The organism is Streptomyces sp. NPDC046881 (assembly GCF_040645015.1).
In the GTDB taxonomy this organism is placed as follows: Bacteria; Actinomycetota; Actinomycetes; order Streptomycetales; family Streptomycetaceae; genus Streptomyces.
This window is the reverse complement of the sequence record NZ_JBEYXJ010000037.1, coordinates 21,831-38,776: the sequence shown is the minus strand read 5'-3', so window position 1 is coordinate 38,776 and position 16,946 is coordinate 21,831. Positions and strand designations below refer to the sequence as shown.

Annotated in this window: 17 protein-coding genes; 13 read left to right on the top strand and 4 right to left on the bottom strand. The window is 73.9% G+C overall.

Annotated elements, in window-relative coordinates; translation table 11 throughout:
• Positions 1–37 precede the first annotated feature (37 nt).
• Entirely contained in the window at positions 38–961 is a 924-nt protein-coding gene (locus ABZ923_RS19640) for a LysR family transcriptional regulator (protein WP_361473127.1), read from the top strand.
• Between the two features lie 113 nt (positions 962–1,074).
• On the opposite strand, the gene ABZ923_RS19635 is transcribed toward ABZ923_RS19640, so the two are convergent.
• Positions 1,075–1,530, bottom strand: a complete 456-nt coding sequence (locus ABZ923_RS19635) for an ATP-binding protein (RefSeq protein WP_361473125.1) — start codon at positions 1,528–1,530, stop codon at positions 1,075–1,077.
• 213 nt (positions 1,531–1,743) lie between these two features.
• Between ABZ923_RS19635 and ABZ923_RS19630 the strand changes: the two genes are divergently transcribed.
• Entirely contained in the window at positions 1,744–2,604 is an 861-nt protein-coding gene (locus ABZ923_RS19630) for a helix-turn-helix transcriptional regulator (protein ID WP_361473123.1), read from the top strand.
• A 9-nt stretch (positions 2,605–2,613) separates the two neighbouring features.
• On the top strand, positions 2,614–2,835 hold the full coding sequence (locus tag ABZ923_RS19625) for a DUF397 domain-containing protein (RefSeq protein WP_361473120.1): 222 nt from the start codon (positions 2,614–2,616) through the stop codon (positions 2,833–2,835).
• Between the two features lie 57 nt (positions 2,836–2,892).
• Here the strand turns inward: ABZ923_RS19625 and ABZ923_RS19620 are convergent, their stop codons facing one another.
• Positions 2,893–4,020, bottom strand: a complete 1,128-nt coding sequence (locus tag ABZ923_RS19620; protein ID WP_361473117.1) for an 8-amino-7-oxononanoate synthase — start codon at positions 4,018–4,020, stop codon at positions 2,893–2,895.
• A 147-nt stretch (positions 4,021–4,167) separates the two neighbouring features.
• Between ABZ923_RS19620 and bioB the strand changes: the two genes are divergently transcribed.
• From bioB to ABZ923_RS19600, 4 genes are all read left to right on the top strand, one after another.
• Positions 4,168–5,364 (top strand): biotin synthase BioB, encoded by a 1,197-nt coding sequence (gene bioB / locus ABZ923_RS19615; RefSeq protein ID WP_361473114.1) that lies wholly within the window; start codon positions 4,168–4,170, stop codon positions 5,362–5,364.
• Positions 5,357–6,637 (top strand): adenosylmethionine--8-amino-7-oxononanoate transaminase, encoded by a 1,281-nt coding sequence (locus tag ABZ923_RS19610; RefSeq protein ID WP_361473111.1) that lies wholly within the window; start codon positions 5,357–5,359, stop codon positions 6,635–6,637. The genes bioB and ABZ923_RS19610 overlap by 8 nt, the downstream gene beginning before the upstream one ends.
• 1 nt (position 6,638) lies before the next feature.
• A complete protein-coding gene (gene bioD, locus ABZ923_RS19605) occupies positions 6,639–7,355 on the top strand; it encodes a dethiobiotin synthase (RefSeq protein ID WP_361473108.1) in 717 nt (238 codons plus the stop codon).
• Between the two features lie 648 nt (positions 7,356–8,003).
• Positions 8,004–8,696, top strand: a complete 693-nt coding sequence (locus tag ABZ923_RS19600) for a class I SAM-dependent methyltransferase (RefSeq protein WP_361473105.1) — start codon at positions 8,004–8,006, stop codon at positions 8,694–8,696.
• Here the strand turns inward: ABZ923_RS19600 and ABZ923_RS19595 are convergent, their stop codons facing one another.
• On the bottom strand, positions 8,697–9,071 hold the full coding sequence (locus tag ABZ923_RS19595; RefSeq protein ID WP_361473102.1) for a fic family toxin-antitoxin system, toxin component: 375 nt from the start codon (positions 9,069–9,071) through the stop codon (positions 8,697–8,699). It lies immediately after the preceding gene.
• 4 nt (positions 9,072–9,075) lie between these two features.
• Positions 9,076–9,318, bottom strand: a complete 243-nt coding sequence (locus ABZ923_RS19590) for a toxin-antitoxin system HicB family antitoxin (protein ID WP_361473099.1) — start codon at positions 9,316–9,318, stop codon at positions 9,076–9,078.
• Between the two features lie 173 nt (positions 9,319–9,491).
• Between ABZ923_RS19590 and ABZ923_RS19585 the strand changes: the two genes are divergently transcribed.
• The 6 genes from ABZ923_RS19585 to ABZ923_RS19560 all read left to right on the top strand — a co-directional run bounded on the left by ABZ923_RS19585 (position 9,492) and on the right by ABZ923_RS19560 (position 16,903).
• On the top strand, positions 9,492–10,334 hold the full coding sequence (locus tag ABZ923_RS19585; protein WP_361473097.1) for an ABC transporter ATP-binding protein: 843 nt from the start codon (positions 9,492–9,494) through the stop codon (positions 10,332–10,334).
• A 4-nt stretch (positions 10,335–10,338) separates the two neighbouring features.
• A complete protein-coding gene (locus ABZ923_RS19580; RefSeq protein ID WP_361473094.1) occupies positions 10,339–12,915 on the top strand; it encodes an FtsX-like permease family protein in 2,577 nt (858 codons plus the stop codon).
• Between the two features lie 78 nt (positions 12,916–12,993).
• The gene (locus ABZ923_RS19575) at positions 12,994–13,881 is read left to right on the top strand and encodes an LLM class F420-dependent oxidoreductase (RefSeq protein ID WP_361473091.1); all 888 of its coding nucleotides are present in this window, start codon (positions 12,994–12,996) and stop codon (positions 13,879–13,881) included.
• A 45-nt stretch (positions 13,882–13,926) separates the two neighbouring features.
• Positions 13,927–14,352: a GNAT family N-acetyltransferase gene (locus tag ABZ923_RS19570; protein ID WP_361473088.1), complete on the top strand. Its 426-nt coding sequence runs from the start codon at positions 13,927–13,929 to the stop codon at positions 14,350–14,352.
• A 173-nt stretch (positions 14,353–14,525) separates the two neighbouring features.
• Positions 14,526–15,887 (top strand): hemolysin family protein, encoded by a 1,362-nt coding sequence (locus ABZ923_RS19565; RefSeq protein ID WP_361473085.1) that lies wholly within the window; start codon positions 14,526–14,528, stop codon positions 15,885–15,887.
• Positions 15,884–16,903, top strand: coding sequence for a hemolysin family protein (locus ABZ923_RS19560; protein WP_361473082.1), 1,020 nt, complete (start codon positions 15,884–15,886; stop codon positions 16,901–16,903). The genes ABZ923_RS19565 and ABZ923_RS19560 overlap by 4 nt, the downstream gene beginning before the upstream one ends.
• Positions 16,904–16,946 lie beyond the last annotated feature (43 nt).

Here is a 16,946-nt window from a genome sequence, read left to right as displayed (position 1 = left end):
ACTGGGCCTGCCTTAAGCACTGCTTTAGGCTGACGGCATGTACGACCCGACCCGGCTCGCCGCGCTCGTGGCGGTCGCGGAGGCCGGCTCGATCACCCGGGCCGCCGACCGGCTCGGCTACACGCCGCCCGCCCTCTCCCAGCAGTTGGCCAAGCTGGAGCGGGAGGCGGGCGCGGCGCTGCTGGTGCGCCACCACCGCGGGGCCCGGCTGACCGAGGCGGGCGAGGTGCTGGTGGTGCACGCCCGACGGGTGCTCGACGAACTGGAGCGGGCCCGGCACGAACTGGCGCGGCTGACCGGGCTCACCGGCGGCGCGCTGCGGCTCGGCACCTTTCCGACCGCCGGGGTGCACCTGCTGCCGCCGGCGCTGAGCGCGTTCCGCCGGGCGCATCCCGACGTACGCCTGTCCGTCGCGGACTACGACCCGCCGGCCGGGGTCACCGCGGTGGCGGCCGGCGAGGTGGACCTGGCGCTCACCCACACCTACCACCCGGCCGAGCCCGTCCCGGTGCCGACGGCGGTCCGGCTGGAGCCGGTGCTGGTGGAGGAGCTGGTGCTGGTGACCTCGCCGGGGCACGCGCTCGGCAGTGCCTCGTCCCGGCTGCCGCTGGCGGAGCTGGCCGGGCAGCCGCTGATCAGCATGGCGCCGCACCATCAGGCCCGGCGGGAGATCGAGGCCCTGCTCGCCGAGGCGGGTGCCACGCCGGCGCTGCTGGTGCCGACCCCCGGGTATGCCGTGGTGTGCGCGCTGGTCAGTGCCGGGCTGGGGGTGGCGGTGGTACCGGAGATGGTGGCGCGGACCGCGACCACGCCGGTGGGGGTGCGGCCCCTGGAGGGCGGCCGGCTGCGGCGGACGATCTCGGTGGCGTACCGCGCGGAGGAGACGAACCCGGCCGCGGACGCCTTTCGCGCGCTGCTGCGGGGGGCGTTCGGGCGGGCGGGGAGAAGCACGGGCGGCTGAGCGCGCCGGTCCGCAGGCCACCGGTTCCCGACGTGGGCCGACGCCTCGGGGAACCTGCCGTGCGCCACCTGTCCCGTGGGGCCGCGCAGCACCGCCGTGGCCCGTCCGGACGGCTACGGCTCCGGCTGGCCCGCCGGGACCGGGGCGGCCGGGATGGTCCAGGGGAGTTCGATGGAGACCGTCTTGCCGCCCTCGCGGGTGGGGCGGACGCGGAGTCTGCCGCCGCACTCGGCGGTGAGCCAGCGGATGATGACCATGCCGCGCCCGTTGTCCTGCTGGACGGCGGCGGGCAGTCTCTTCGGGAAGCGGGGATGGCTGTCCGTGACGCCGATGCGCAGGTGTTCGTCATGGTGCAGCGCGATGTCGACCGTGAAGGTGGGTGACTGTCCGAAGGTGTGCTGTACGGCGTTCGTGGCGAGTTCGGAGACGATGAGCCGGACGGTGTCGGCCGTCTCGGTGTCCGACGGCAGGCCCCACTCCGCCAGGGTGCCCACGACGTAGGAGCGGGCGGCGGAGACCGAGGCGGGATCGCTCGGCAGAGTGACGGATGCTTCCAGGTGGTCTGCCATGGCGACGTCGTCCCTTTCCCACGGGACCGCGGTCCGACAGACGGCGGGGGGTTCGAGTACGGTCCCGGACTGGTGCTTGTTCGCCAGACTGCCATCACCGGGCCGGTCACGGGGGGCCATCCACCAAGATATGCATATATCTGTCGCCCGAAGCGGTGAACTCTGCGACGCGAGACCGTATGTGGGCGGCCCGGAAGGAGTAAGGAGAAGCCCATGCAGAACGGTCCGGCGGTACGGCGCCGCAAATTGGGCGCCGAACTGCGCATGCTGCGTACCGGTGCCGGGCTCACGAGCGGTGACGCGGCAAGGCTGGTCGGCTGGCACCAGTCGAAGGTGAGCCGCATCGAGACCGGTGCCAGCGGAGTGAAACCGGCCGATCTGCGGTTACTGCTGGACGCCTACGGGGTGCGGGACAGACATCTGCGCGAGCTGCTGCTGATGCTGGCGGGGTCGGAGGACGCGGGCGGCCGGCACCGCTGGTGGCACGCCTACCGCGGGGTGCTGCCGCCCACGTACCGGGACTTCATCAGCCTGGAGTCGCAGGCCAGCGCCATGCGCACCCTGGAGACCACGGTCGTGCCCGGGCTGCTGCAGACCGCCGAGTACGCCCGCGCGGTGACCCGGGGGGCGGTGAAGGACCTGGACGAGGAGCGCCTGGACACGCTGGTGGAGGTGCGTCTGGCCAGGCAGGACGTGCTGCGTTCGGACCCGCCGCTGGTGTTGAGCGCCGTACTGGACGAGGCGGTGCTGCGCCGCGAGGTGGGCGGTCCGGAGGTGATGGCCCGGCAGCTGGAGCGGCTGATGGAGGCGGCACGCCTGCCCCAGGTACGGCTGCAGGTTCTGCCGTTCGCCGCGGGAGCACATGTCGGCCTCACCGGGCCTTTCGTTATCTTCTCATTTCCGAGCACTTCTGATCTGGATGTGGTTGTTCTCGACCAGCTGACGAGTAGCCTCTACCTGGAACGGAAAGAAGACCTCATGGCCTACTCCGAGGCCTTCAAGACCCTTCAGTTCCACGCCCTTTCCCCCGAGGAATCGTTGGACTACATCGCCGGGATAGGTGACGGCGCGTAAGGAGGCACCATGTCAGCACTGCCTCGGAACGTCCCTGCCAGTACCGACTTGCACGAGGTGCGCTGGCTGCGCAGCAGCTACAGCACGGGAGCCAACAACTGCGTGGAGACGGCACGGCCGCGCTCCGGCCCCGCGGCCGGACTGCTCGCCGTGCGCGACTCGAAGCAGCCGGCCGGACCCGCCCTGCTCTTCTCCCCCGCGAGCTGGACGGGCTTCCTGACCGCACTCTGATCAAAATCGATCAGTATCTGACCACTTTCGGGCGGCACACGGCCATGTAACGCCGACTCATGGTCGCGTTTCGCCGATGACTCGTACAGCGCGTTCGATCTCCGCCCCGGAGAGGTCCGCGCGGGCGGTCAGCCTCAGCCGGGAGATGCCGTCGGGCACGGAGGGAGGGCGGAAACAGCCCACGGCCAGGCCTGCCGTACGGCAGTCGGCCGCCCAGCGCACCGCCTGTTCCGGGGACGGAGCCCGCACGGAGACCACCGCGGCGTCCGGACGCACCGCCTCCAGACCCGCGGCGGTCAGCCGTGCGTGCAGCTCCGCGGCCACCTCGCGGGCCCGCGCCGCCCGACCGGGCTCGCGCTCCAGCAGCCGCAGCGCCGCCAGCGCGGCACCGGCCGCCGCCGGCGCCAGACCGGTGTCGAAGATGAACGTCCGGGCCGCGTTGACCAGGTGGTCGATCACCCGGGCCGGGCCCAGCACCACACCGCCCTGACTGCCCAGCGACTTGGACAGGGTGGCCGTGACCACCACGTCCCCGGCGCCCGCCAGCCCGGCCGCGTACGCCGCGCCCCGGCCGCCGTCGCCCAGGACGCCCAGTCCGTGCGCGTCGTCCACGACCAGTCCCGCGCCGTGCTCGCGGCCGGCCGCGGCCAGCCCGGCCAGCGGGGCCTGGTCACCGTCGACGGAGAACACCGTGTCGGACACGACGATCGCCGGTCCCTCGTGCCCGGCCAGGGCCTTGCGCACGGCCTCGGGATCGGCGTGGCCGACGACCTGCCGCTCGCCCCGGGCGAGCCGACAGCCGTCGATGAGGGAGGCGTGGTTGCCCGCGTCCGACACGATCAGCGAGCCGTGCGGGCCGAGCGCTGTGACCGCGGCCAGGTTGGCGGCGTACCCGGAGGAGAACACCAGGGCCGCCTCGAAGCCGCAGAAGTCCGCGAGCGCGCGCTCCAGCTCCGTGTGCAGCCCGGTGGTGCCGGTGACCAGCCGGGAGCCGGTGGAGCCGCCGCCCCAGGTCCGGGCGGCCGCGGCCGCGCCCTCGGTGACCTCCGGATGGCGGGCCAGGCCCAGGTAGTCGTTGCTCGCCAGGTCCAGCAGCGGCGAGTCGGCGGGGCGCGGGCGCAGGGTCCGTACGAGTCCGGCGCGGCGGCGCGCCTCGGCCTGCTCGTCGATCCAGCCGAACGCCATGGGTCCTCCGGTGCTTTTGTAGGTAGCGGACAGACCCTAGCGGTACGACCAGCCGCCCACGGTGTGGCAATACCCACACGGTGAACCGGCTCTGTTGTGCGAAGTCTCCTTGGCCCGGGGCGGTCCCGTAGGACAGGATCAGGCCTCATGGACCTGCTGAACACGCTGGTGGACAAGGGGCTTCGGCGCGAGCTGCCGACCCGCGAGGAAGCGCTCGCCGTGCTGGCCACCTCCGATGACGACCTGCTCGACGTGGTGGCCGCGGCCGGCAAGGTGCGCCGGCACTGGTTCGGGCGCCGGGTGAAACTCAACTATCTGGTCAACCTCAAGTCGGGCCTGTGCCCCGAGGACTGCTCGTACTGCTCCCAGCGGCTGGGCTCCAAGGCCGACATCCTGAAGTACACCTGGCTCAAGCCGGACGAGGCCTCCCAGGCCGCCGCCGCGGGTCTCGCGGGCGGCGCCAAGCGGGTCTGTCTGGTGGCCAGCGGGCGGGGTCCGACGGACCGGGACGTGGACCGGGTCTCGCAGACCATCAAGGCCATCAAGGAGCAGAACGAGGACGTCGAGGTGTGCGCCTGCCTCGGCCTGCTCTCCGACGGCCAGGCCGAACGGCTGCGCGAGGCCGGCGCGGACGCCTACAACCACAACCTCAACACGTCCGAGGGGACGTACGGGGACATCACGACCACCCACACGTACGCCGACCGGGTGGACACGGTGCAGAAGGCGCACGCGGCCGGTCTGTCCGCCTGTTCGGGTCTGATCGCGGGCATGGGCGAGACCGACGAGGACCTGGTCGACGTGGTGTTCTCGCTGCGGGAGCTGGACCCGGACTCGGTGCCGGTGAACTTCCTGATCCCGTTCGAGGGCACCCCGCTGGCCAAGGAGTGGAACCTCACCCCGCAGCGCTGCCTGCGGATCCTGGCGATGGTCCGGTTCGTCTGCCCGGACGTGGAGGTCCGCATCGCGGGCGGCCGCGAGGTGCACCTGCGCTCGGTGCAGCCGCTGGCGCTGCACCTGGCCAACTCCATCTTCCTCGGCGACTACCTGACCAGCGAGGGCCAGGCCGGCAAGGCCGACCTGGAGATGATCGCGGACGCCGGCTTCGAGGTGGAGGGCGCCGGCGAGGTGACGCTGCCGGAGCACCGGGCGGCGGCCGCCGGGGGCGGCTGCGGGTCGCACGCCGAGGCGGGCTGCGGGTCGCACGAGAGCGCGGGCTGTGGGTCGCACGAGGGTGGCGGTGTCTGCGGTACGGCGGCTGTCGCCACGGCCGCCGAGCCGCGCACCGATCTGGTCGCGGTCCGCCGCCGGGGTGCCGGAACGGACCTCGCGCCCAATGCCTGACCCCGGCGTGCCGGAGCTGCTGGAGCTGGACCGGCGGCATGTGTGGCATCCGTACGGTCCGATGCCCGGGCGCGTGGAACCGCTCGTCGTGGAGGCGGCGAGCGGGGTCCGGCTGCGGCTGGCCGACGGCTCCGGCGAGCTGGTCGACGGCATGTCGTCGTGGTGGTCGGCCATCCACGGCTACAACCACCCGGTGCTGAACGAGGCCGCGCGCGAGCAGCTGGGCCGGATGAGCCATGTCATGTTCGGCGGGCTCACGCACGAGCCCGCCGTCCGGCTCGCGAAGCACCTTGTCGACTTGTCGCCCGACGGCCTGGAGCATGTGTTCCTGGCCGACTCGGGGTCGGTGTCGGTCGAGGTCGCCGTGAAGATGTGCCTGCAGTACTGGCGTTCGCTCGGCCGGCCGGAGAAGCAGCGGATGCTGACCTGGCGGGGCGGCTACCACGGTGACACCTGGCAGCCGATGTCGGTGTGCGACCCGCAGGGCGGGATGCACGAGCTGTGGACCGGTGTGCTGCCGCGCCAGGTGTTCGCGGACGCGCCGCCCGCCGGGTACGAGGAGTCGTACGCGGAGCATCTGCGCGAGCTGATCGGGCGGCACGCGGACGAGCTGGCCGCGGTGATCGTGGAGCCGGTGGTGCAGGGTGCCGGCGGCATGCGCTTCCACTCCCCCGCGTATCTGCGGGTGCTGCGCGAGGCGTGCGACGCGCACGACGTGCTGCTGGTGTTCGACGAGATCGCCACCGGTTTCGGCCGTACCGGCGCGCTGTTCGCGGCGGAGCACGCGGGCGTCAGCCCGGACGTGATGTGCGTGGGCAAGGCGCTGACCGGCGGCTATCTGACGATGGCGGCCACCTTGTGCACCGCGCGGGTCGCCGACGGCATCTCGCGGGGCGAGGTGCCGGTGCTCGCGCACGGCCCCACGTTCATGGGCAATCCGCTGGCGGCGGCCGTGGCCTGTGCCTCCATCGAGCTGCTCCTCGGGCAGGACTGGCTCGGCGAGGTCAAGCGGATCGAGACGGGCCTGCGCGAGGGGCTGGCGCCGGCGCGCGAGCTGCCCGGGGTGCGCGACGTCCGCGTCCTCGGGGCCATCGGGGTGGTCCAGCTCGACCATGCGGTGGACATGCGGGCCGCGACCGACGCCGCCGTGCGGGAGGGCGTGTGGCTGCGCCCGTTCCGCGACCTGATCTACACGATGCCGCCGTACGTCACCTCGGACGAGGACGTGGCACGGATCGCGCGCGCGGTGTGCGCCGCGGCGCGGGAGGGATGACATGCCGGTACTGGTGATCACGGGGACGGGCACGGAGGTCGGCAAGACCGTCACCACGGCCGCCGTCGCCGCCGCGGCGCTCGCGGCCGGACGCTCGGTGGCCGTGGTGAAGGCCGCCCAGACGGGTGTACGGCCGGACGAGCGCGGGGACGCCGACGAGGTCGCGCGGCTCGCCGGTCCGGTCACGGCCACGGAACTCGCCCGGTTCCCCGAGCCGTTGGCGCCGGGTACGGCGGCCCGGCGGGCCGGGATGGCGCCGGTGCACCCGCACGAGGTGGCCGAGCGGGCCGCCAAGCTGGCCACCGAGCACGATCTGGTGCTGGTCGAGGGGGCGGGCGGGCTGCTCGTCCGGTTCGACGCGGCGGGCGGGACGCTGGCCGACGTGGCCCGGCTGCTGAGCGCGCCGGTGCTGGTCGTCGCGCAGGCCGGGCTCGGCACGCTGAACGTCACCGAGCTGACGGCCCGCGAACTGCGGCGCCAGGAGCTGGAGTTCGCCGGGGTGGTGATCGGCAGCTGGCCCGACGCCCCCGATCTGGCCACCCGCTGCAACGTGGCCGACCTGCCCGAGGTCGCCGGCGCCCCGCTGCTGGGCGCACTGCCCACCGGCGCCGGGACACTGCCCCCCGCGGAGTTCCGCACGGCGGCACCGGGCTGGCTCGCCCCCCGACTGGACGGCACCTGGGACGCCGAGGCCTTCCGCATCCGCCAGGCCCCGTAGCCCCACGACCGGCACGGCGCCCGTACACCTCCCCCGGAACTCCGACGAGAGCAACGGGCGCCCGCGCCGGAAAGGCCGACACAGGCCACACCCGGACGCACGGCAGCACCAGGCCGGCTCGCCCCCGGCTGGACGGGAGCGCCGGGGCGTTCCGGGCCCGGCAGGGACCGTAGGCGCGCACCGGCGCGGCGGCCGCCACCTCCCCGCGGAACCCCGGCGAGAGCAACGGACGCCCGCGCCCGAAAAACCGACAAAGCCACACCCGGACGCACGGCAGCACCAGGTCGGCTCGCCCCCGGCTGGACGGGGGCGCCGAGGCCTTCCGCATCCGCCAGGCCCCGTAGCCCCACGACCGGCACGGCGCCCGTACACCTCCCCCGGAACTCCGACGAGAGCAACGGGCGCCCGCGCCGAAAAAACGACCCAAGCCACAGCCAGAAGCCCGGCAGCACCAGGCCGGTTCGCCCCCGGCTGGACGGGGGCGCCGGGGCGTTCCGGGCCCGGCAGGGACCGTAGGCGCGCACCGGCAAGGCGGTCGTGCCCCGGGACTTCGGGGTGAGTGGCCGGCTGTGGGAGTCGTTCGGTGGGATGCGGGGGCGTGTCGCGGGGGACACTCTCCCCAGGACCGTGCTGTCCAGGGAGGTTGCCATGCGGCTGCTGTCCACCCGTTCCGGCCGGGTTGCGCGCAGTCCCGTCCACCATCCGGTGTTCGCCCGTTACTACGCCCGGATCAGCGTGGGCGCCGAGTCCCGGCTCGGGATGGCCGGGGTGCGGGAGCGGCTGCTCGCCGGGCTGTCCGGGCGGGTGATCGAGATCGGCGCGGGCAACGGGCTGAACTTCCGGCACTACCCCGGCACCGTCGCGGAGGTCGTCGCGATCGAACCGGAGCCGCTGCTCAGGCAGCTGGCGCTGGAGGCCGCCCTGCGCGCCGAGGTGCCGGTCGACGTGGTGCCGGGCTCGGCCGAGGCCCTGCCGGTGAAGAGCGAGGCGTTCGACGCGGCCGTGCTGTCGCTGGTGCTGTGCAGCGTGCGGGACGTCGAGCGGGCGCTCGGCGAGGTACGACGGGTGCTCCGCCCCGGCGGCGAGGTGCGGTTCTTCGAGCACGGGCGGGGCGGCGGCCGGGTGATGACGCTGACCCAGCAGGCCCTGGACCGCACCCTGTGGCCGGTCCTGAACGGCGGCTGCCACCTGACCCGGGATCCGCTCGCCGCGCTGCGCGCCGCCGGTTTCCGCCTCGGCCCGCACCGGCGGGTGCTGCTGCCGGAGAAAGGGCCGGCGCTGCCGACGTCGTACTGCTCGCTCGGCGTCGCCTGGCGGCCGGACGAACCGGCCGCCCGCTGATCAGATGCTCCAGCCGCGCAGTTCCCGCGCGATGTCGTCGACGCTCGCCCCGCCGTCCTTGACCAGCCGGGCGAGGTCCCGGACCTGTTCGGGGGTGGTGGCGACCTTCTCGCCGCTGGCGACCAGGTAGGCGTAGGCGACCGCCGAGGCGAACAGCGCGTTGGAGCGCTCCAGCGCGGGGACGTGGATCAGCAGCTGGAGCAGGGAGGCGGCGCGGGCCTGCGGGGTGTCGTAGACGGGCACGCCGAATATCTCGGCCCGGTGCCGGGCCACGGCGGCGACCAGGGCGCCCCAGTCGGTGACCTGGGGGTCCCCCGGGGTCCGCTGTTCGGCGAGCATGAGGAGCCAGGCCAGGTCGATACGGAGCTCGTTCAACGGATCAGCGGCCGCCTTCGCCGGCATCGGCGCCGCGGGTCTCGGCGAACTCCTCGGCGAACACGGACGCGTAGCTCTTCATGAAGTCGGCGGCGGCCTCCACGAAGGTGCGGCCCGCCTCCCCGGCGTCCTGTCTGACCAGCTCTTCGATGTAGCGGTTGACGCTCATCCCGCGGGCCTGGGCGCGCTCGCGCGCCGCGCGGGCGGTGTCCTCGTCCACGCGCACGTTCAGCTGGGTCTTCGCCATGCCTCGACGCTAGCGCCGGATTGCTAGCGCCGGCAAGGGCGCACGGAAGCGCTGCGCCGGGCCCGCGCGTCCCTTACGCTCGCCCGGGACGGGCGGTGGTGTGACGCCCGCCCGGGGCGGGCGGAGCCGTACGGCCGTCCGCGGAAGGCGGTTCCGGCGACGGGGAGGCTGTCTTGTCGACACCTGCTGCGCAGCACGCACCCGACCGCACACCGGACGGCGGGATCGCGGCCCGCGCCCGCGGGCTGACCAAGGCCTACGGCTCCGGTGAGACGGCCGTACTCGCCCTGGACGCGGTGGACGTCGACATCGCGCGGGGCCGGTTCACCGCCGTGATGGGCCCGTCGGGATCCGGGAAGTCCACGCTCATGCACTGCCTCGCGGGCCTCGACACCGTCTCGGCCGGCCGGATCTGGCTCGGCGGCACCGAGATCACGGGGCTGCGGGAGCGGGAGCTGACCCGGCTGCGCCGGGACCGGGTCGGGTTCGTGTTCCAGTCGTTCAACCTGATTCCGACGCTGACCGCGGCCGAGAACATCACCCTGCCGATGGACATCGCCGGCCGGAAGCCCGACCCGCGCTGGCTGGACCAGGTCGTCGACACGCTCGGGCTGCGGGACCGCCTGACGCACCGCCCGGCCCGGCTCTCCGGTGGCCAGCAGCAGCGGGTGGCCTGCGCGCGGGCGCTGGTCTCCCGGCCGGAGCTGGTCTTCGCCGACGAGCCGACCGGCAACCTGGACTCGCGGGCCGGCCTGGAGGTGCTGGGCTTCCTGCGCGGTGCCGTGGACGACCTCGGGCAGACCGTCGTCATGGTGACGCACGACCCGGGCGCCGCCGCCCACTCCGACCTGGTGCTCTTCCTCGCCGACGGGCGGATCGTGGACGAGATGCCCGAGCCGACGGCAGAGGCCGTGCTGGAGCGGATGCGGGTGTTTCCCGGGGGACATCCCCAGCCCCCGGAGTTCGACGTGGTCCGGGGCCGGCCCGGCGACGGCCGCATCGCCGAGGAGGGCTGACCCGGTGCTCAAGGCGACCCTGAGGAGCTTCCTCGCGCACAAGGGGCGGCTGGCGCTCTCCGCGCTGGCCGTGATCCTTTCCGTGGCGTTCGTGGCGGGCAGCCTGATCTTCTCCGACACCGTCACCCGCACCTTCGACCGGCTGTTCGCCTCCACCGCCGCCGATGTGACGGTCCAGCCCCGGCAGGACCTTCGGTCGGCGCGGGCGAGCGGCGCGGTGCAGACGGTGCCGGCCGCGCTGCGGGACCGGGTGGCCGGGGTCGACGGGGTGGCGGCGGCTCGCGCGCTGGTGTCGGTGCAGAACGTGGTGGTGGTCGACCGCCGCAACCGGTCCGTCGGCCCGACCACCGGCGCCCCCACCGTCGCCGCCGCCTGGTACCCCACCGGCCGCAGCCCGGTGCGGCTGACCTCCGGTCACGCGCCGCGCGGGGCCGGTGAGGCGCTGCTGGACGCGGACACGGCCGGCCGGAGGCACGTGCGGACCGGGGACACCCTGACCGTGCAGGCCCAGCCGGGCACCTTCCGGGTCCGGGTCGTCGGCATCGCCACGTTCACCACGACCAATCCGGGCGCGGCCCTGCTGTACCTCGACCCGGCGGTGGCCGGCCGGGAGTTGCTCGGCTCGTCCGCGCGGGCGACCGGCATCGCGGCGGACGCGGCACCGGGCGTGTCCGACACGGAACTCAAGGGCCGGATCGGCGCGGCGGTCGGCACCCGCGCGTACGACGTGAAGACCGCCGGTGAACAGGCGAAGTCGGCCGCGGCCGCGCTCGGCACCTTCCTCGACGTGGTCAAGTACGTGATGCTGGGCTTCGCGGGTGTCGCCCTGCTGGTCGGCGTGTTCCTGATCGTCAACACCTTCTCCATGCTGATCGCCCAGCGCACCCGGGAACTGGGCCTGCTGCGGGCGCTGGGCGCGGACCGGCGCCAGCTGCGGCGCTCGGTGCTCACCGAGGCGCTGCTGCTGGGGCTGGCCGGCTCGACGCTCGGGCTGGGCGCCGGGATCGGGCTGGCGTTCGGGCTGATCCGGCTGATGAGCGCGTTCGGGATGAACCTGCGGGCCGCGGAGCTGGTGATCGGCTGGGGGACGCCGGTCACGGCCTGTGCCGTCGGCCTCGGCGTGACCTTCGTGGCCGCGTATCTGCCCGCGCGGCGCGCGGCGGCCGTCTCGCCGATGGCGGCGCTCGCCGGCGACGGGGTCGCCGAAGGGGCCGGCGCGGCCCGGCCGTTGAAGGTGCGGGCGATCGCCGGGGCGGTGGTCGGGGCGGCCGGCGCGGCGGCGCTGGCCGGGTGCGCGACGGCGACCCGGACCGCGCAGGCCGCCTCCCTGCTGGGGGTCGGTGTCGTGCTGACGCTGATCGCGACCGTGGTGGCCGGCCCGCTGCTGGTACGGCCCGTGATCCGGGTGCTGGGCGCGGCCTTCCCGGCGCTGTTCGGCCCGGTCGGCCGGATGAGCCAGCGCAACGCGTTGCGCAATCCGCGCCGGACCGGCGCCACGGCCGCCGCGCTGATGGTGGGCCTGGCCCTGGTCGGCGGGATGTCGGTGGCCGGCGCCTCGATGTCCGCGTCGTTCGACCGGCAGATCGACCGCACGCTGGGCGCCGACTTCGTCGTCCAGAACGGCAACTTCATGCCGTTCACCCGACAGATCGCGGACCGGGTGGCCGCGACACCGGGGGTCGGGCTCGTCGTACGGCAGCGGCTCACCCCGGTCGCCGTGCGCCTGCCGGACGGCCGGCGGGTGACGACGTCCGCCGCCGGGTACGGCCCGCGGCTCGACGACGTCGCGCACATCACCTACGCGCGGGGCGGCTCGGCGGCCGCCCTGGCCGAGGGGCACCTCGCCCTGGACGCCGGCTACGCGGAGGACCACGGGGTGCGGGTCGGCAGTGTGCTGCCGGTCGGGTTCCCGGGCGGGCGCCGGGCGGAGCTGACCGTCGGGGCGCTGACCGACCAGGAGGCGGCCGACGGCTTCGGCAACCAGGGCGGCCTCTTCCTCGGCCTGGCGACCCTGGAGCGGTACGTGCCGAACGGGCAGGACGCGGCGCTCTACGTCAACGCGGCCCCCGGCACCGACCCGGCCAGCCTGCGGCCCCGCCTGGAGCGGGCGCTCCGGTCCTTCCCGCAGGTCCAGGTGCGCGACCAGGCCGACTACAAGGACCTGGTCCACGACCAGATCGCCGTGCTGCTGTACCTGGTGTACGCGCTGCTCGGGCTGGCGATCGTCATCGCCGTGCTCGGCGTGGTCAACACGCTCGCCCTGTCGGTGGTGGAGCGGACCCGGGAGATCGGGCTGCTGCGGGCGATCGGGCTGGGGCGGCGACAGGTGCGCCGGATGATCCGGCTGGAGTCGGTGGTGATCGCGGTGTTCGGGGCGGTCCTGGGGCTGGGCCTGGGACTGGTGTGGGGGGTGTGCATGCAGCGGGTGCTGGCCCTGCGCGGGCTGACGGCGCTCGCCATCCCGTGGGGCACGGTCGTGGCGGTGGTGATCGGCTCGGCGGTGGTGGGCGTGGTGGCGGCCCTGCTGCCGGCACTGCGGGCGTCCCGGATGAACGTGCTGGCGGCGATCGCCCACGAGTGAGCCCACCCGGGTGATCACGCCGGCGCGGGCGTGATGGAATCGGAACTGGTCCAAGTCGTCCGCGACCGGGGAGATGTGATGGCGCGTCCGTTCCGTTTCGGAGTCAACCTGCTCGCACCGGCGCCCGCCGCCGAGTGGCGTGCCCGGTGCCGTCGCGCCGAGGAACTGGGCTACGACGTGATCCTCGTCCCGGACCATCTCGGCATGCCCGCGCCGTTCCCGGCGCTGGTCGCGGCGGCGGAGGCGACCGAACGGCCGCGGGTCGGCACGTTCGTGCTCAACTCCGGTTTCTGGAACCCGGCGCTGCTGGCCCGCGAGGTGGCGACCACCGACGCGCTGACCGGCGGCCGGCTCGAACTGGGCCTGGGCACCGGGTACGTGCAGGCGGAGCACGAGACGGCCGGGCTGCCGTACGGTTCGCCGCGCGAGCGGGTGGACCACCTGGAGCGCACGGTGACGGAACTGAAGCGGCTGCTCGGCTCCGCGGAGTACGCTCCCCGGCCCGTCCAGTCCCGGGTGCCGGTGCTGATCGGCGCCAACGGCGACCGGATGCTGCGCCTGACCGCCGCGCACGCGGACATCGCGGCCTTCACCGGGGCCCGGCCGGGGAAGGCGTCGGGCACGCTGGATCCGCTGGACGCCGAGGAGCTGGACGAGCGGGTGGCCCGGTACCGCGCGCTGGCGGCGGACCGGGCGGAGCCCGCCGAGCTGAACCTGCTGATCCAGCTGGTGGCCGTCGCCGACGACCCCGAACCGGCCCTGGCACCGCTGCTGGAGCGGCGGCCCGAGCTGACCGTGGACCGGGCGCTGGCCCTGCCCCTCGTGCTGGCCGGCCCGCTGGAGGACGTCGTGGCGAAGGTGCGGGCGCAGCGCGAGCGGTTCGGGTTCTCGTACCTGACCGTGCTGGAGCCGTTCATGGAGGCGTTCGCGCCCGTGATGGCACGGCTGCGGGAGGAGTCCGCATGACGGAATTCCGGGTGACGCCCGGATGGCGGCGATCATGATGGCCGCATGACCGATCCGCGTATACGCGCCGCCGTGCCCGGGGACCTCGACTCCGTCCTGGCCTTCTGGAGGACGGCCGCCGAGGGGACGAGCATCAGCGACGACCGCGCCGGGGTGGAGCGGCTGGTCGACCGCGACCCGGAGGCGCTCCTGCTGGCCGAGCTGGACGGCGGTCTGGTGGGCACGGTGATCGCCGGCTTCGACGGCTGGCGGTGCCATCTGTACCGGCTCGCGGTGCACCCGGAGCGGCGGCGGCAGGGCATCGGCTCGGCGCTGCTGGCCGCCGCCGAGGAGCGCTTCGTACGGCTGGGCGGGCGGCGCGCGGACGCGATGGTGCTGGTCCGCAACGAGACCGCGCAGCACGCCTGGCGCGCCGCCGGGTACGGGCCGGAGGAGCGGTGGCGGCGCTGGGTGAAGCCGCTCACGGAGTAAGGCCGGGGGCCGGGACGGGCCCCGGGAAGGCTTTTTTTGCCCATCCTTTACCCTGGAGGGAGCACTCGGCCCTCTATGAAAGGTTGTGAGCGTCCGCCCATGGGCGAGCCTCCCAGTACGCGACACCGCGCGTTCCGCCCCACCCTGTCCGATCATGGGACGGGGGTGACCCGATGACCGAAGTGCTCCTCCTTCTGGTGGCGATCCTGCTGTCGCTGGCCTGCGGTGCCTTCGTGGCTGCCGAGTTCTCGCTGACCACGGTGGAACGCGGCGAGCTGGAGCGGGCCGCCGCGCGCGGCGAGCGCGGTGCCGCGGGCGCTCTGAAAGCCGTACGGAACCTGACCTTCCAGCTCTCCGGCGCCCAGCTCGGCATCACCGTGACCAACCTGGTGGTCGGCATGCTCGCCGAGCCGTCGATCGCCAAGCTGCTCGCCGGGCCGTTCACGGCGCTGGGCCTGTCCCGGACCACGGCGAGTTCCGTCGCGCTGGTGGTGGGCACGGCCCTGTCGACGGTGTTCCTGATGGTCGTCGGCGAACTGGTGCCGAAGAACTGGGCGATCTCCTCGCCGCTGACCATGGCGAGGCGGGTGGGCAGCGCCCAGCGCTGGTTCAGCGCGGTCTTCCGGCCCTTCATCACCCACCTGAACAACACCGCCAACCGTTTCGTCCGCCGGCTCGGCATCGAGCCCGCCGAGGAGCTGGCCTCCGCGCGCGGGCCGCAGGAGCTGGCCGCGCTCGCCCGGCACTCCGCCAAGGAGGGCGCCCTGGAGCCGGACACCGCCGAACTGTTCGTGCGGACGCTGAACCTGGCCGACCTCACGGCCGAGAACGTGATGACCCCGCGCGTCCAGGTCATCGCCCTGGACACCCAGGCGACCTGCGAGGACGTGGCCAACGCGACCCGGGCGACCGGACTGAGCCGGTTCCCGGTCTACCGGGGCAGCCTGGACTCCGTCGTCGGCACCGCCCACATCAAGGACGTCCTGGCCGTCCCCGCGGACCAGCGGCGCCACCGCACGGTCGCGCAGATCATGCGCGAGCCGCTGCTGGTGCCCGAGTCCCTGACCGTCGACCGGCTGCTGGACCGGCTCGGCGGCCGGCGCACCATGGCCGTCGTCATCGACGAGTACGGCGGTACGGCCGGGGTGGCCACCCTGGAGGACATCGTGGAGGAGGTCGTCGGCGAGGTGCGGGACGAGCACGACCCGCACGAGACGCCCGACCTCGCCCCGGCCGGCGCGGACGAGCGGGGCCGGGCCCTGTACTCCGCGGACGGCGCCGCCCGCACCGACCAGCTCGCGCGCGTGGGGCTGCGCGTGCCCGAGGGGCCGTACGAGACACTGGCCGGCCTGGTCGCCACCGAGCTGGGCCGGATACCCGCCGTGGGGGACAGCGTCGAGGTGGCCGGCTGGCAGCTGGACGTGGTCGACGCCTCGGGCCGCCGGGCCGCGCGGGTGCTGCTGCACGCGCCGCTGGACGACGAGCGCGTCCAGGGCGCCGGTGGGACGCACGGGACGCGGAAGGGCACGCGATGACCGCCGTACAGCTGCTGATCGGCCTGGCGACCCTCGTCGTCAACGCCTTCTTCGTGGGCGCCGAGTTCGCGTTGATCTCCGTGCGCCGCTCCCAGATCGAGCCGCTGGCCCAGGAGGGCGACCGGCGCGCGCGGAGCGTGCTGTGGGGTCTGGAGCACGTCTCCGCGCTGCTGGCCGCCGCCCAGCTCGGCATCACGCTGTGCACGCTGGTGCTGGGTGTGGTCGCCGAGCCGGCGATCGCGCATCTGCTGGAGCCGGTGTTCCACGCGCTGGGCGTGCCGGTGAGCGCCGGGCACGCCGTGTCCTTCGTGATCGCGCTGACCCTCGCCACCTATCTGCACATGCTGCTCGGCGAGATGGTCCCGAAGAACATCGCGCTCGCCGAGCCGGTGCGCAGCGCGCTGCTGCTCGGCCCGCCGCTGGTCGCGCTCGCCCGGGCGCTGCGGCCGGTGATCTTCACGATCAACGCCTTCGCGAACGGGCTGCTGAAGCTGCTGCGGGTGGAGGCGAAGGACGAGGTCGCGGCGACCTTCACGGACACCGAGCTGGCCGAGATCGTCAAGGACGCCAGCGAGGCGGGCCTGATCGACGACCGGGCGCAGGAGCGGCTGCACGACGCCCTGGAGCTGGGCAGCCGGCCGGTGCGGGACGTGATCGTGCCCCTGCAACGGGTCGTCTACGCGCGCGTGGGCGTCACCCCGGAGCAGCTGGAGCGGCTGTCGGCCGAGTCGGGCTTCTCCCGGTTCCCGGTGGTCGACAACGGCCGTCGGATCGTGGGCTACCTGCACGTCAAGGACGCGCTGGACGCCTCACCGCGGGACATGGCGTTCCGGCTGCGGGACATGCGCCCCATCGCGCGCGTCCGCGAGGGCACGCCGCTGGACGACGTCCTCACCGCGATGCGGGGCAGCCGCACCCACCTCGCCGCCGTGCTCGGCGACGACGGCCGGCTCGCGGGCCTGGTGACGATGGAGGACGTGCTGCGCCAGCTGTTCGGCCAGCCGGCCCAGAGCTGAGCGGGCGCGGCGGACACGGAACCCGGGGCTGACCGACCGGCTG

Excerpts from the sequence above, each read along its gene's own strand:
- ABZ923_RS19640 (WP_361473127.1), top strand. The coding sequence starts at position 38 with ATGTACGACCCGACCCGGCTCGCCGCGCTCGTGGCGGTCGCGGAGGCC.
- ABZ923_RS19635 (WP_361473125.1), bottom strand. The coding sequence starts at position 1,530 with ATGGCAGACCACCTGGAAGCATCCGTCACTCTGCCGAGCGATCCCGCC.
- ABZ923_RS19630 (WP_361473123.1), top strand. The coding sequence starts at position 1,744 with ATGCAGAACGGTCCGGCGGTACGGCGCCGCAAATTGGGCGCCGAACTG.
- ABZ923_RS19625 (WP_361473120.1), top strand. The coding sequence starts at position 2,614 with ATGTCAGCACTGCCTCGGAACGTCCCTGCCAGTACCGACTTGCACGAG.
- ABZ923_RS19620 (WP_361473117.1), bottom strand. The coding sequence starts at position 4,020 with ATGGCGTTCGGCTGGATCGACGAGCAGGCCGAGGCGCGCCGCCGCGCC.
- bioB (WP_361473114.1), top strand. The coding sequence starts at position 4,168 with ATGGACCTGCTGAACACGCTGGTGGACAAGGGGCTTCGGCGCGAGCTG.
- ABZ923_RS19610 (WP_361473111.1), top strand. The coding sequence starts at position 5,357 with ATGCCTGACCCCGGCGTGCCGGAGCTGCTGGAGCTGGACCGGCGGCAT.
- bioD (WP_361473108.1), top strand. The coding sequence starts at position 6,639 with ATGCCGGTACTGGTGATCACGGGGACGGGCACGGAGGTCGGCAAGACC.
- ABZ923_RS19600 (WP_361473105.1), top strand. The coding sequence starts at position 8,004 with ATGCGGCTGCTGTCCACCCGTTCCGGCCGGGTTGCGCGCAGTCCCGTC.
- ABZ923_RS19590 (WP_361473099.1), bottom strand. The coding sequence starts at position 9,318 with ATGGCGAAGACCCAGCTGAACGTGCGCGTGGACGAGGACACCGCCCGC.
- ABZ923_RS19575 (WP_361473091.1), top strand. The coding sequence starts at position 12,994 with ATGGCGCGTCCGTTCCGTTTCGGAGTCAACCTGCTCGCACCGGCGCCC.
- ABZ923_RS19570 (WP_361473088.1), top strand. The coding sequence starts at position 13,927 with ATGACCGATCCGCGTATACGCGCCGCCGTGCCCGGGGACCTCGACTCC.
- ABZ923_RS19565 (WP_361473085.1), top strand. The coding sequence starts at position 14,526 with ATGACCGAAGTGCTCCTCCTTCTGGTGGCGATCCTGCTGTCGCTGGCC.
- ABZ923_RS19560 (WP_361473082.1), top strand. The coding sequence starts at position 15,884 with ATGACCGCCGTACAGCTGCTGATCGGCCTGGCGACCCTCGTCGTCAAC.